This window comes from Streptomyces sp. NPDC060209, assembly GCF_042728155.1.
Classification (GTDB): domain Bacteria; phylum Actinomycetota; class Actinomycetes; order Streptomycetales; family Streptomycetaceae; genus Streptomyces.
Map to the genome: position 1 here is coordinate 57,294 of NZ_JBHWZS010000009.1, position 15,209 is coordinate 72,502.

Genomic DNA, 15,209 nt, shown 5'->3' on the forward strand with positions numbered 1-15,209 from the left:
TTCCGCATGTGAAGTGGCCTGGTTTGCCATGCCTTGAGGAGTTCTGGTCGAGGTCAGATCCAGTGTGACCGGCGACGGGTCGCCCGCGTCGGCGCGCGCCGGTGCGCCCATTTCGCCTCACGCTGAATGGGCGCCCATGAAGGGAATGGCATGAAAGTAAGATACGGGCGGGCGGTAGCCTGCCTCGTGGTTTCGGCGGTCGCTGGGACCATGCTGCCGCAAGTCGCCTACGCGGCTCCTGTTTCGAGTGATAACGACGAGGGTATTGTCAATTCCTTTAAGGACTGGTTCTCGGAGGACGAGAACGAGCCCGAGGGGCCGGACGAGCCGTCGACTGGTGGGACTCCGGTTCTTCCGAGCCGTGAGAAGTTGCCGAAGGGCAAGGCGGCTGGAAAAGCCAAGCGCGTCGCCGAGCTGACGGGCAGCCGCACGGCGAACGCCCGGTACTGGGAACTCTCCGACGGCCGGGTGCAGGCCGAGGTTTCAGCGGTGCCTACCGGTTATCGGGCGGGGAAGTCCTGGAAGGACATCGACCCGACGGTCCACGCCACCGGCGCAGAGGGCTTCGACTTCGTCAACAAAACCAATGCTGCGCGTAGTTGGTTCGGGTCGAGCCCTGGCAAGCTGCTGCGGTTCGAGGCCGGCGACGGGCATGCGGTGACCCTGGGGCTTGAGGGCGCGGGCAAGCTCGACCCCGTAGCCAAGGGCGACACCGTCACGTACAAGGACGCTGTGGCCGGTGCGGACCTGTCGTACCAGGTAGGTCCGGGCCGGGTGAAGGAGAACATCGTCCTGGGCCAAAAGCCCACGAGCCCGGTCTCCTTCACCTTCACGCTGGACGCCGGCGGGCTGACGCCGAAGCCGGGTAAAGACGGTTCGGTCTCCTTCTACGGCGAGGCTGCGAATCCGGTACTCGTGATCCCCGCGGCGTTCATGACGGACGCCAAGAAAGACGCCCGCTCGCCCTACGGGTTCACGTACAGCAAGAAGGTCAGCCAGAAGCTCACCAGGGCCGGCAAGGGCTGGAAGCTGACGGTCACGCCCGACGCGAAGTGGCTGGCCGCACCCGAGCGGCAGTACCCGGTGACGGTCGATCCGACGATCTCGATCGCTCCGACGCCGACGACGGCGCAGGACGTGATGATCTCCTCGGACGGTCCGGGGACGAACTACGACGACAACTGGCGGCTGTCGGTCGGCAACACCAGCACCGGTTCCTCGCGTGCGCTGATGAGGTTCCCGCTGACCGGCGTACCGGCGGGCACGAAGCTCGACTCGGCCGATCTGAAGCTGTACTACGACCAGACCCACACCGCGGGTGACACCGAGGTCCAGCTGGAGGCGCACCGCGCCACGCAGGCGTGGACCGAGGACCAAGCCACCTGGAACAGCGCCAACGCGATCATCGGTGAGCTGTCGGGCACGGCGGTCGTGGTGGACGACGGCGACGCCGGACGGACAGCTGCCGTAGGTGCCTGGCCCGCGTCGGGGAATACGGCGTACACGCAGTACGCGGTCAACCAGGACTACCTGTACAACAAGGACTCGGTCGCGGGCGACACGTACACCTGGCAGCCGAGCCTCCCCGAGGACGGCACCTATCAGGTCGAGGCGCACAACGTCCCGGCCTCGGACCGCGCGACCAACGCCCCGTACACCGTCACCTACGACGGCGGGACGAAGGCGTACACGGTCAACCAGCAGGCCGGCACGGCCGGCGTGTGGAAGACGCTCGGCTCGCACCCGTTCAAGGCCGGCACTCTGGGAAAGATCGTCCTCGGCGACGGTCCGGCGTCGACCAGCACGTCGGTGATCGCGGACGCGGTCCGGTTCACCAAGGGCGGCGTGGTCACCAAGCAGCCGGGCGAGCTGAACACCTGGCACACCTTCCCCGTCACCAAGACCGTCCAGTCCTGGATCGACGGCGCGCAGGTCAACAACGGCTTCGTGATCAAGGCCGGAGACGAGAGCGCGAACGGCCCCAAGGGCGGTCCCCGCTACGAGGGCAGCGAGTTCGGGTATGGCGGCGAGGCCGCCAACTACCCCCGTCTGGTGATGACCTTCGGCCGCCAGGGCGTCGACCTCGCCGCCCCGACCACGATCCACGACACGGGCGCGGAGCTGTCCTGGTCGGCGTACCAGGACCGGGACCCGATCGGGACCGCCGACGACATCGTCGAGTACCAGGTCCACCGTTCGATCAACCAGACCTTCACGCCGTCGGCCGCGACGCTGGTCGCCCCGGTCGCGCCGGCCGCAAGGTCGTTCACGGACACGGCGGCGACGCCGACGAAGGCGGACGACCCCGACCCGTACGGCCGCGCCTACTACTACATGGTCGCGGTCAAGACGAAGGACGGGCAGATCGTCTCCGCCCCGACGCAGCTCGTGCGACTGCCGAAGGCTGGACGCACGACAAAGGTGCTGCCCGCGACGCACGACACCACCCTGTCCTCGGCCCGCACGACGCTCACGCACGACACGATCGACGACGGCGGCCCGAAGAACTGGCTGAGCGTCGGCAACAACTCCGCGACCTACGGCGACACCCGCGCCCTGCTGAAGTTCCCGGCCCTCGGCATCCCGGCCACGGCCCGGGTGCTGGACGCGAACGTACGACTGTGGAGCACACAGACCGCCCAGGACACGGCGGGCGCGGTCTACGAAATGCGTCCGCTGACGCGCGACTTCGACGAGGCCGCCGCAACCTGGGTGAAGGCCGACGCGACCACGAACTGGTCCACCGCAGGCGGTGACTTCGGCGCGGTGACGGCCGATACCGGGGCGAAGACCAACGACCCGGCCCGCCACGACTGGAACGTGACCTCGCTCGCGCAGTCCTGGGTGACCACCCCGGCCTCCCAGCGCGGCGTGGCAGTCAAGATGGCGGACGAGGCAGCCTCGCAGGAGCGGACCCTCTTCCTGTCCTCCGAGGGCACCGAGTCCAGGCTCCAGCCCAGGATCGTCGTCACGTACGTCGACTCCACCACAGAGTCGACGTACTACGCGCCACAGACCCCGGCGCGGATGACCCCGAACACCGACTACACGGTCGACTTCAGCCTCACCAACACCACCGCCTCCACCTGGAACGCTGCCGATCACGTCCTCACGTACAAGTGGGCTCTGCCCGACGGCACGGACGTCACCAACGGCGGCAACCAGGTCCGGACCGCGCTCCCGACGAACGTCGCGCCCGGTGGCTCCGTCAGCCTGCAGGCGCTGGTGAAAACGCCGATCAACTCTGACAACGGCAACAAGCGGACCGACTACGCCCTGACCTGGGACGTCTACAACAAGACGACCGGCACCTGGGCCTCGGGCACTTCGGGGATCCCCGGCCTGCAGCAGAACGTGGCAGTGGAGGACCCGACCTCCAACCAGCTCGGCATGGAAAAGTTCTACGTCTACACGGGCAAGAACACCGGCGCCGGCTCGACAGTGATGAGCGACCTGGCGTCCGGCAACAGCGTCTGGCAGTACAACGCCTTCACCAATCCCGGCCGCGGAGTCACCACGTTCGCCCGCTTCGCGTACAACAGCCTCGACACCTCCGACACGGTCTCCGGCCCCGGCTGGTCCTTCCAGGCAGCCGGCCCGATCCGGCTCGGCGCGCCGCTGGAGTTCCACCCGAAGCCGAACCCGACCGAGATCAGGCTCCCGGACGGCGACGGCACCACGCACGTCTTCCGCAAGCAGCCCGATGGCTCGTGGAAGGCCCCTGCGGGCGTCCACTACAAGCTGTCGGCGAAGCCCGGTCTGGACTGTACGCCGCTGAAGGACCCGATCTCAGACGCCTGGACGATGACTCGTCCCGACGGCACCCGGTTCCTGTTCGGCTGCGACGGCTACATGACCTCGCTGATCGAGAAGAACGGCAACACGCAGACCTACACGTACGAGGAACGCAAGTCCAACAACAAGCCGACCAAGTTCCTCAAGTACGTCACCGACCCGGCCGGCCGCCAATCGCTGACCGTGGAGTACTACTCCAAGGCAGACGACAACAACCCGAAGATCATCGACCACATCAAGTCGATGACCGAAATCTCGGGCCGTAAGGTCACCTTCGAGTACTCCGACAAGGGCCTGCTCACCAAGCTCACCGACGGCGCCGGCTCCACCCAGCCGAAGGTCTTCGCCTTCGAGTACGACGCCACCCAGGGCAACAAGAACGTCAAGCTCGTCAAGGCGACCGACCCGCGCGGCAACGCCACGTCGCTGACGTACAACTTCCCACGGACCGGGGACGACCCCAAGTACCACTGGTGGACGAAGACGATCACCGACCGTCTTCAGGGCGGCACCGGCTTCACGTACGCGGCGAACACCGCCAACGCCAAGTTCACCGACACCAAGGTCACCGACGCCGAGTCGCGTGCCTCCGACTACGTGACCGACGACTTCGGCCGCGCCGTCCAGTCGACGAACGCCAAGTCGCAGACGATGAAGCTGGCATGGGACGCGGACAACAACGTCACGTACACGGAGGAGAACAACGGCGCCAAGACGGCGTACTGCTACGACCGGACGACGGGCTTCCCGCTCTGGAAGCGCGACGCGGAGAGCAACAAGGCCGGCGTGCCGGCCCAGAGTGACTGTGCGCCGGGTACCTATCCGGCGAACTCCGCTCAGTACGTGTACCAGACCCGTGCCGACGGCTACTCGGCCGATCTCTTCACCAAGACCTCTCCCGAGGGCCGGAAGTGGCAGTTCGGCTACGACACCTTCGGCAACCTCAAGACAGTCACCGACCCCAAGGGCGTCGCCACCCCGACGGTGGGTGACTACACCACATCGTATGAGTACGACTCCTACGGCCAGCTGACCAAGGCGATCGACGCCAACGGCAACGCGGACACCAACAGTGGTTTCGGGCCCACGGGCTTCCCGACAACGATGACGGACGCGCTGAACAAGTCCTCGGCGTTCGTCTACGACGAGCGTGGCCAGGTCACCGAGGTCACCGACGCGCTGGGCAAGAAGACCACGCAGACGTACGACGCATTCGGACGTCCGCTGGTCAAGTCCGAACCCAAGGACCAGGCCACCGGTGACCTGATCACCGCTCCGGCACCCGTGTACGACGCCAACGACAACGTCACCACATCGACGGCGCCCAACGGGGCGGTGTCCACCGCGGTGTACGACGCGACCGACCAGATGACCTCGGCGACCGCGCCGAAGTACACCACGACGTCGGACGAGCGCAAGACGCTCTACACCTACGACAAGGTCGGCAACCTCAAGACGACGACCGAGCCGAAGGGCACGCTGACCACGGCAGACGCGGCGGACTTCGTCACGACCAACCATTACAACGAGATCTACCAGCTCACTTCCGTCGTCAACGCGAACGGGGAAAAGGTCAGCTATGAGTACGACAACGTCGGCAACACCACCAAAGTCGTCGACCCGAAGAAGAACGCCACGGCCGACACGGCCGACTACACCACCCTGTCCGCCCACGATCTGAACCACCGGGCCACCACGGTCACGGACGCCGCCGGCAAGACCACGAGAAAGGCCTACGACAAGGACAACCTGGTCGTCTCCACAACGGACGCCGAAAACAACACCACGCTCATCACCTACGACGAGCGCGGCAAGCAGACCGAGGTGAAGGTCCCGCGCAGCGGCACCTCGCCGATCACCTACCGTACGACCCGGTCCGAATACGACCAGGTCGGCAACACCACCAAGGTGATCACCCCGCGAGCCGTCGAGGCGGAGACGACGACGGCCTTCACCGCCCGCACCGAGTACGACGCGCTGAACCGGCCGAAGCGGCAGTACCAGCCGTACGACCCGGCGGACACCCGTCACAACGACCCCAACGTCTACACCGAGACCGAGTACGACGCGGTGGGCCGGGTCGCGAAGACCTCGATGCCACCCTCGGAGGGGCAGACGGTCCGCAACATCACAAAGCACGACTACTTCGACAACGGCTGGACGAAGAGCTCCACGGACCCGTGGGACATCGCCGCCAGCTACGACTACAACGCCCTGGGCCAGCAGACGACCAGGACGCTGACGTCGGCGGGTGGCTCCTCCAACCGGACGATGACGTGGTCGTTCTACCCCGACGGAAAGGTCAAGTCCCGTTCCGACGACGGTGTGCCGGTTGGCAAGTCCGTGGTCCTGGTGGACAACTCCGACACCCAGCACACCTCCTCCACGGGTACCTGGGCCACCGGGGACATCACCGGTCAGCAGGGCTACAACCACCGCACCCACGCCGCCGGCACGGGCACGGACGCCTTCACGTGGACGCTCGACATCCCCAAGGACGGCACGTACACCGCGTACGTGAAATACCCGAAGGTGACCGGGGCCGCCGCTACCACGAAGTACACACTCACGCACGGCACGACCACCGAACCAGCGGTGACCAAGGACCAGAGCGCCGGCACCGGCACCTGGATCAGCCTCGGCAGCTACGCCCTCAAGCAGGGCGAGGACACCAAGCTGAAGCTGGCGCAGAACAGCGTCGGCGTCGTGGTCGCGGACGGGGTCAAGCTCGTCCGTGACAACTCCGCGGAGACCGACAGCGAGAAGCGGACCTACGCCTACGTCTACGACGTCAACGGCAACCTGACGACGATCGACGACACCTCGTCCGGCGCGAAGATCGATGCCTACACGGTCGCCTACACCGGGCTCAACCAGGTCCAGAAAGTGACCGAGGCTCTGGCGGGCCAGGAAAAGAAGGCGACGTCGTACACGTACGACGCCAACGGGCAATCGGAGACGGTCACCCATCCCAGCCAGTTCTCCAAGTACACCTACGACCTGCGGGAGAAGGTCAAGACGGTGTCCGTCGGCAAGTCCGCGACGGACAGCGACCCCAAGGTCACCTCGTACACGTACACGGACCGCGGTCAGAAGCTGAAGGAGTCCAAGGACAACGGCAACACCGTCGACTACACCTACTACCTCGACGCCGCGCTGAAGTCGACGACGGAGAAGAAGGCGGATGGCACCACGCTGGTCGCCTCCCACACCTACGCCTACGACGCCAACGGGAACAAGGCGCAGGACGCCTCGAAGAAGATGAACGCCGACAACCGTGCGGCGTACCTCGACTCCACAACCGACCTCACCTACGACCCTGCCGACCGGCTCACCAAGTCGGTCAAGACAGGCAACGGCGCCGGCACAGAGACATACGTCCACGACGACAACGCCAACGTCATCAGCCAGACCGTCAAGGGCGCAAGCACCACGTTCCAGTACGACCGCAACAGGCTGCTGACCGGCACTACGTCGGGCGTCAGCGCCAACTACGCCTACGACCCGTTCGGCCGCCAGCAGTCGGTCAGCTCCGGCGGCAAGGTCATCGAGCGGAGCGTGTACGACGGCTTCGACCATGTCGTGGAGTCCCAGAAGCTGGACGCCGGCGGCACGATGAAGTCGACGACGTACGCCTTCGACCCGCTGGACCGCACCGCTTCCAAGACGGCGGACGGCAAGACCACCGACTTCGAGTACCTGGGCCTGTCCGGCGAGGTCCTCGACGAGAAGGTCGCCGGCGCGCTGACCAAGTCGTTCCAGTACAGCCCGTGGGGCGAGCGCCTGTCACAGAGCAAGCACAACACCGACGGCTCGACCGAGGACGGTTACTACGGCTACAACAGCCACACCGACGTCGAGACCCTGACCGACAAGAACGGCGACACCAAGGCCACCTACGGATACACCGCCTACGGCAACAACGACGCCACCGAGTTCACCGGCATCGACAAGCCCGAGACCGGCCAGCCGGACAAGGAGGAGTACAACCCCTACCGCTTCAACGCCAAGCGCTGGGACGCCCAGTCCGGCACCTACGACATGGGCTTCCGCGACTACAACCCGGGCCTGAACCGCTTCACGACCCGGGACATGTACAACGGCGCCCTCGCCGACATGAGCCTGGGCGCGGACCCGTACACCAGCAACCGCTACGCCTTCACCGGCGGCAACCCCACCAGCCTCGTCGAGCTTGACGGCCATCTCGTCTGGTTCGCGATCCCGGCCGTCTACTACTTGGCGGCGGCGGCACTCGGTACGGCGATGTACGCGGCCACACCGCAGGGTCAGCAGGGTCTGGCGGACGCGGGGGCGGCCCTGGGCAGCATGCTGATGCCGTCCGCGGACGAGGCCAGTTCCAGCGATTCGTCCGACGAACCGCGTCCGGGTCCCACCCCCCAGCCATCGCCGGGCCCCCAGCCCAGGCCAGCGCCGCGGACCACGGACACCAACAACCCCACGTGCGACCCGATGCCTCTGATCGACGGAGGGCGGATTTACGGCGGCCTCGAGGAGTACACGGATCACCAGGGGAACAAGGGCTGCAGGGCGACCGGCGCCTATGCGTTCCTCACCAAGGCCGACCGTAGGTCGCGCACCGGGGCAGGCGGCATGCCAAAATGCGCAGAATGTGAACCATCCGTCCAGCCGGACGGTATGGGAGAGATAGCGGCAGGAGGCGGGAACCCGCAGGCCGGCCACCTGATAGGTTATTGGGGCAAGGGCACCGGCCAGGACGTTCGAAACCTGGTTGCTTTGCACGGCAGGGCGAATGCGAGAATGGCCAGCAAGGTCGAATCCTTCGGATGGAAAACCTTGAACGCGAACAACAAACTGTTCATGTCGGTCGTACCCGTATACGGAGACCCTCATTCGGCCGTTCCAACAACCGTGCAGGTGGGAATGACTGTATACGGACCGCAAGGGAATATCACGGACACCTACTCGTGTACGGCGATAAATTCCCCAACCGGCATCGGCTCGAAGTGCTAGAAGGGGCCTAGTGGTGGCAACTCTCCCTGAGATCCAGGCCCTGTTGGGTGAACCCCAGTTCAACTGGTCGGATCCAGCGCCTTGGATCGAGCTGGAGCGGGAACTCGGAATCGAATTCCCGGCAGACTTCCGTGAGATCGTGGACGCCTACGGTTCCATCTCGATCAACAAGCAACTGTATCTGAAGCATCCTGCAGGTCATCTCCTGCACAGCCTGGGAAAGAACATCAGGCTGGACCTCGAGCTCTGGCGTGAGGAGGACATGGCGGAGTTCCTACCCAGTTCGGTCGGGGCCGGCCCGGGAGAACTGATGCCGGTGGCGACGGCCACGACGGGCGAAGCAGTTTTCCTTCGTGTTCCCGAAACCCCCTCGTCGCCCTGGCGCGTCGTGGTTCAGGAATTCGACAGTCCGGCGTGGACTCTCCATGAGATGACGTTCAGTGAGTGGTTGCTGGCGTATCTCCGGGGTGAGGACGTGACGGTGTGTTCTCGTAACTTCGCACCGGGCCGTCCGTTCTTCGAATTCCTGCCCTGAAAGTGAATGCTGTGGTGTCGCTGTCCTGGTGACAGGGGACACCACCGCATGAAACTTCCCCGTGAGGCGCAATGGAGCCCCGCCATCGCATGGTGGGGCTCCATTGCACGTCACGCGGTCGCTTAGGGCGAGCAGCAGGCCGGCGACGAGGTGTTCGACGTCCTGTCGGCTGTCAGGAGGTCCTCGCGTGCCTCGGCCATTCCTGGTGACCAGGAGGAGTGGACGAGTAGTTGGGGAGCGTTCTCGCTGTTGTAAGCCGTCCTGGAGTGTCCGCCGAGCACCAAGCCGACAGGCTCCTGCCAGGCTGCGGGGGCTTCCATATTGACGGAATCCTTCGGCGTCCCGGGCACGCGGTTCGAGAATCTCCCCGAGACAAGGAGGACAGGATGGGGCTCGTACTCTTTCCCGGAGACGACGATGTGACCAGCCCGGACATCTCCTGGTCCTACACCGGCTTCAGCATGTTCCGGGAGTGGCTGGCCCAGGCCGAGGGGTTCACCCTCTCCGAGATGCACGGCTTCGACGGAGACCGCCCGTGGAGCAGCGTCTCCACAACACTGGCACCACTACTCGACCATCCAGATGACGATGGTCCGGACCTCACGCCCGCTCAGTGCGCGGCCATGCTGCCCCGGCTGGCGGCCATCATCGATGAGCGGCAACACGACGGCGGCGACCCCGCTCTCGAACGACGCATCGATGACACCCGCCAATTGGTCACCGTCATGCAGTTCTGCCTGGACAGGGACATTGAGATCATCTTCGGCTGACCACCGGACCGTGGGCGCCCGCAACTTACGGGACAACCCATCTTTTTGGATCTTGTGGTACGAGTTCCGCGCTCTCCGGTTGCTTTGATCCCGCCGACTGACACCACCTATCCAGCTCCGACAAAGGCCTGTCCTGCGGGTCAGCTCAGATCCGCGCGGCAATCCTATGCGTGTACCCCGACGGCCCGCAGCAGCCGGATCGCCGCGACCCGCTGGTGGCGCGGACGGTCCTCGGCCAGGAGCCCGCGCAGCAGCTCCTGCGGTAGGCGTTCGGCCCACGGCAACAGGGCCGCGGTTGCCTGCCGGACAACCGCCGTCGACGGGTCGTCCAGGAGTAGTCGTATGTCATCGACGCGTACCGCCTCCAGCGCCCGCAGTCCCGCCACCGCGCAGGCGCGCAGGCCGGGGACCGGGTGCGCGAGGAGCGACCGGAGCAGGTCCGCATTCTCAGGCACTCTGCACTCACCGGGGCCGACTGCGGCGGCGGGCCGGGCCGCGGGGTCGGCACACAGGGCGCGGTACAGCGGCGCCGGGTCGGTGCCGCCCTGCCGAAGCACCCATCGGGCGCACGCCCGAACCACGGCAGACCGGTCGGTGAGGTACGGCTCGGCGTCGGCGTGCCGCCCGGCCCGGCGCAGCGCGGTCACCCCCGCCGACCTGACCCGGGGCTGCCGGGACCCGAGCAGCGGTGCCACAACCTCGGTGAACTCGTCGAGTTTGTTCTTGCCGAGGGCGGCTACGGCCGCTTCGGCGCACAAGCCCTGCGCTACGACGCCGCGGTGGCGGGCGGCGGTCCGAGCGAGCCGCGCTGCGGGGAGCAACCGCCGCTCGACGGCGATGCGGTACGCGAGGCGGGCCGTGGCCCGGTCGCCGCTGTCGAGCAGCGCTTCGGTTTGCGCGGCAGGGCCCGCGCGCAGTACCCCGGTCAGCAGCGCTTCGGCGAAGCCGCCCCGCGGCCGGCGGCCGATCCGCAGGGTCAGCGCTGCGTGCGCGACCATCCGATGCGAGGGTGTCTCGGACAGGAGCACGCGGGCCCGTTCGCGTACGGGCCCCGCCCAGTCCGCGCAGCGGATTACGACCAACGCAAGCAGTGCGGGCCGCTCCTTGGTATGTTCCAGCGCGGCCTCACGGATCCGGCCGTCGGGGTGGCAGAGCGCGAGGGCGAGTTCGGCGTCACCTGGCTTCTGGCGCCAAATGACGGTGGGCAGCGATGCTTCCGGATCCCAGCTCAGCTGGCGCCCGGACCGCGACGCATTCGAATGGAACAGCTCCGGCCGCTGCCAGGCCATTTCACGTATCCCGAAGTCAAGACCGATCCAAGACTCCGGATCCGTCACATCGAGGGCCTCGTCCAGAGCCACTTCGGCCACCAGTCGCCTGACAGCCTCGAACGACTCGTCTTCGCCGGTCACCATGGGTAGAGCCTAATCACCACCTGGTAGATCTTCTTTGGTGGGGTGTAAGGCGGCGTAGCCAGGTAGTTCGTTCCCGAAGGCGGTCGATGTGGGTGTCGCTGACGCGGCGGGTTGGGCCGGCACAGGGCGGGGAGTGCGGCGGCAAGGGTGCGCGTTGCCGACCGCAGCCGAGCGCTTGCTGCTTGGCCGCAACGAGGCCAAGGGCAAACTGCGGCTCGTCGCCCGTACCACCCCCCTGGCTCGCAGCCTCCGACACGAACTCGGCGCCGTCTTGGTCCCGCACTTGCTGCAGACTGTTGGGGGCCCACGAACTCCACCTGGCAGCGGACAAGGTCCGAGAGGTTCACGCTGGCTGAGCCAAACGATCACCGGATGGGTGTTCAGGTCGCGGCTGAGAGCGGCCGGCCGCCCCATCGGACGCCCTTTTCGCTGCGGGGATCCGCCGGTCCTCCGTCACAATCACCGCCCACGCCCTGAACCTGAACGAGCCCCCTGCCGAACTCCTGGCGCAGATAGCCGGCCTGGCCGCCAGAACAGCGACGGCCGCCCCGGCCTGAAGCCGCCTGGCCGGACACCCTGGTAACGGGTTGCCGACCCCCAACCTGCCGTCCCTGAGGCCGCATGTGCTGGACAGCCATCCTGCTGCGGAGCCGACTGACCGGCCTGATGGAGCTCTGCGGCCGCGTTGACTCATCGATCTGGGGGAGCGGGGCGTAGGCAAAAGCGGAATTCCGGGCCGTGCTTGGGCGGTCGGCCGTTGGCGCCGTGCATCCGCGGAGGCTTCGGCAGACGCATGACACGGTCGGAGCGGACCCGGCCGACCAGCTCCGTCACACTGTCTCAGCGCTGACGACGACATCAACGGCGCGAGCCCATCCCTGCGGATCGTCAACCGAGACTCGAACCCGCCGCCTTCCTGGGTTCCCGAGCAGGGAAGTGGTGAATCGGCCGTCGCCGACGGCATCCCCCACTACGAGCCGACCGTCACTCAGCAGAAGATGCCCGTCGAACACGGTAGTCAGAGGCTCTCTGTCACTTCCGTGGTCATCCGCGTCACCATGGTCTTTGAAGACCCGAACCTTGACCAGCACAACCTGGGCCTGCACCTCGGTCGAACCGAGCGCCAGCCTCGACAGGCTCAGACAAGCCGAGACACATACCCGCACACAGCCACCCGAATATGCGCTAAACGCTCTCTGGGTACCTTTTTCTATTCCCCCGAAATTTCAGCCGCCGATCTTGCGCGGGAGCGAACGGGTATTCCTTGCGGATTTTTCGCTTGTCCGTTCGCTTGGAGCAGTGGAGCGGCGTGACCCGAGTGGCGCGGGTGGCGCAGGAGGGCCTACTCCAAGTCCGGGTCACGCGCGATCCAGCCCGGTGAATCGAGCCGGATCGCACCGTCCCCAACGAGCGATCGGAGTGTCTCCTCGAGTACTGAGAGCGACGCTGCACCCACCTGTTTCTCCCACTGCTCACGCAGCTCGTCGAAGATCGCTTCGCCCTGTTGCAACATTGCGAGTCCGTGCTCGGTGACGCGAAGTCGCGTCCGTCGACGGTCGGCCGAATCAGGTTGGCGCGCTACGTAATTGCGTTCCTCCAGTGCGGCGATTGTCTTCGCGGCTGCTTGTCTTGTCACCGACATTCTGCGGGCGAGTTCGGAAGCGCTGTCGGCGCCGGACAAAATCGAGTGGAGAGCAAAGTCGTGCACCGGCCGTACGTCCTCGTACCCGCGCTCGGCGAGCTCGGCGGTGGCTCGATCCGCCAAAGTGCGGAAGCCGGCGAGCAGGAGCAGGGCGAGATCGGCGCCTGATCTGGACATGCGGCCAGCATACGGCCACCTTTGACAAGGGCAACCTGGTTGCCTACCTTGATTGGCAACCAGGTTGCCTATTTGGGAGCTTCTCGTGACCACAACCACGCCCTCCGGCGCGACCCTTCCCGGCGTCACGCATCACCTCGCCGACGTCAACGGAACGCAACTGCACTACGTCTCCGCCGGCACCAACGGCTCTCCGATCCTGCTGGTGCACGGCTGGCCGGAGACTTGGTGGGCGTTCCGCAAGCTGATTCCGCTGCTCGCGCAGGCTCACCGGGTCTTCGCCCTCGACCTCCGCGGGTTCGGCGACTCCAGCAACGCCGACACCGAGTACGGCGAGGCGGTCGCAGCCGAGGACCTGCACCATCTCGTCGAGCACATCGGCGCGGGTCCCGTTCACATCCTTTGCCAGGACATCAGCGGCGGCACAGGCTTCCGCTTCGCGGCAACGCGCCCCGAGGACGTCATCAGCTTCATCGGAATCGAGACGGCCCTGGCCGGTTTCGGATTCGAGGCTCTTGCCGACGTGAACAACCACGGTTCTTGGCACGTCGGATTCCTTGGCGCTCCGGGCATACCCGGAATGCTCCTTCCGGGCCATGAGCGCGAGCTCCTGGCCGACTGGGCCTTCCCGCTGATGAACGGGACGGAGGGTTCCATTGGCGAAAGCGACGTCGACGAGTTCGTTCGAAGCTACGCGCGCCCGAACGCCTGGCGAGGTACGGAGGGTCTTTACCGAGGCCTCTTCTCCGACGAAGGCGCAACCAAGGCTCTGGCCGAGTCACACCCGATCGCCGTCCCGGTACTCACCGTTGAGGGTGCCGGCCATGGAAGGATCACCGAGATGACCTTCCGTCAGGTGACCGTCGGCGAGGTCACCGCGGTGCATCTTGAGGGGGTCGGCCACCTCATCGCGCAGGAAGCTCCTGAAGCACTCGCGGCCACAATTTTGGAGTTCACTGGAAGAATCGACAATAAGTAGGCCTGAGCACCATCGGGTTTAGTCACGGCACCTGCGAGCCGCGAGTGCTGCTGACTGAATGCCTCTGAACCTCGGAGCCGGGTGGGACCGCATCAGCAATCGCTCGCGCCCTACCGGTCCTGTTGCGGCCCCGGAACCCCCTTCACCAAGTCGCGGGGTGGCGCCCCTTCCCGGACTGCGGGCACCTCTACGAGCGGCCCTCCTACGAAGAGCCGGGCGGCCGATACCAGGCACCGCGACCGCGACCTGGACCGTCACCTGGACCTGGACCATCTCCTGGACCGTACGCCCTCAACGAAGCGGCACGTTCACGGAGACCCGCGCCTCGGAGTTCACCGCTGATGGCTTCGTTGATGTCTAGGAACAGCGTTTGTCGACTGGTTCCGGAGTCAGTTGGTGATCATGCGGTTCGTGAATGTCGAGCAGAAGTGACGGCGTTCTCGCGGGGCGGTGAGAAAAGGGAAGGCGGCAGCCAACTGCCCGTTGACAGGATGTCCGCGCTGAACCCCCGAGGGGAAAGGACCCCACGACCGTGGCTCGTGCCATCACTTTGATCCGCTCCACCGCCCTGTCCGACGTCGCCGAGTACGCCTACGCGGCCACGGCGCCCGCCGAGTCACGCCTGATCTTCCTTGCAGGCGCGTGTCCGCTGAACGATGACGGCTCCACAGCAGCGATCGGGGACTACGCGGGCCAAGCGGCGAAAGCCATCGAGAATATGCAGGCCGCTCTTACTGCCTCAGGCGCGTCGCTCCAGGACGTCATTAGCACACGGATTCTCGTCGCATCGGCCCGGCGGGAGGACCTGGTGGCCGCCTGGCAGGTTGTCCGGGACTCGTTCGCTGACCATGACGTCCCCAGCACGTTGATGGGCGTCACCGTGCTCGGTTACAAGGACCAACTC

8 protein-coding genes are annotated in these 15,209 nt (G+C 66.0%); 5 read left to right on the forward strand and 3 right to left on the reverse strand.

Features of this window, described 5'->3' with window-relative positions:
* The first annotated feature begins 150 nt into the window (after positions 1–150).
* On the forward strand, positions 151–8,787 hold the full coding sequence (locus ACFWFI_RS03600) for a golvesin C-terminal-like domain-containing protein (protein ID WP_387384959.1): 8,637 nt from the start codon (positions 151–153) through the stop codon (positions 8,785–8,787).
* 13 nt (positions 8,788–8,800) lie between these two features.
* On the forward strand, positions 8,801–9,322 hold the full coding sequence (locus ACFWFI_RS03605) for an SMI1/KNR4 family protein (RefSeq protein ID WP_387384961.1): 522 nt from the start codon (positions 8,801–8,803) through the stop codon (positions 9,320–9,322).
* A gap of 122 nt (positions 9,323–9,444) precedes the next feature.
* Here the strand turns inward: ACFWFI_RS03605 and ACFWFI_RS03610 are convergent, their stop codons facing one another.
* Positions 9,445–9,642: a hypothetical protein gene (locus tag ACFWFI_RS03610; protein WP_387384963.1), complete on the reverse strand. Its 198-nt coding sequence runs from the start codon at positions 9,640–9,642 to the stop codon at positions 9,445–9,447.
* A gap of 66 nt (positions 9,643–9,708) precedes the next feature.
* Here ACFWFI_RS03610 and ACFWFI_RS03615 point away from each other — a divergent pair, with 66 nt between their 5' ends.
* On the forward strand, positions 9,709–10,092 hold the full coding sequence (locus ACFWFI_RS03615) for a hypothetical protein (protein ID WP_387384966.1): 384 nt from the start codon (positions 9,709–9,711) through the stop codon (positions 10,090–10,092).
* Positions 10,093–10,256: 164 nt separating this feature from the next.
* Here the strand turns inward: ACFWFI_RS03615 and ACFWFI_RS03620 are convergent, their stop codons facing one another.
* Both ACFWFI_RS03620 and ACFWFI_RS03625 read right to left on the reverse strand, forming a co-directional pair.
* Positions 10,257–11,507 carry a HEAT repeat domain-containing protein gene (locus ACFWFI_RS03620; RefSeq protein ID WP_387384968.1) on the reverse strand — a complete coding sequence of 417 codons (1,251 nt, stop codon included), beginning with the start codon at positions 11,505–11,507 and terminating at the stop codon, positions 10,257–10,259.
* Between the two features lie 1,342 nt (positions 11,508–12,849).
* Positions 12,850–13,326, reverse strand: a complete 477-nt coding sequence (locus tag ACFWFI_RS03625; RefSeq protein ID WP_387384970.1) for a MarR family winged helix-turn-helix transcriptional regulator — start codon at positions 13,324–13,326, stop codon at positions 12,850–12,852.
* A gap of 85 nt (positions 13,327–13,411) precedes the next feature.
* Between ACFWFI_RS03625 and ACFWFI_RS03630 the strand changes: the two genes are divergently transcribed.
* Together ACFWFI_RS03630 and ACFWFI_RS03635 are read left to right on the forward strand one after the other, a co-directional pair.
* Entirely contained in the window at positions 13,412–14,305 is an 894-nt protein-coding gene (locus ACFWFI_RS03630) for an alpha/beta fold hydrolase (protein WP_387384973.1), read from the forward strand.
* A gap of 532 nt (positions 14,306–14,837) precedes the next feature.
* The coding region (locus ACFWFI_RS03635) for a RidA family protein (protein ID WP_387384975.1) at positions 14,838–15,209 on the forward strand (372 nt) is incomplete at its 3' end.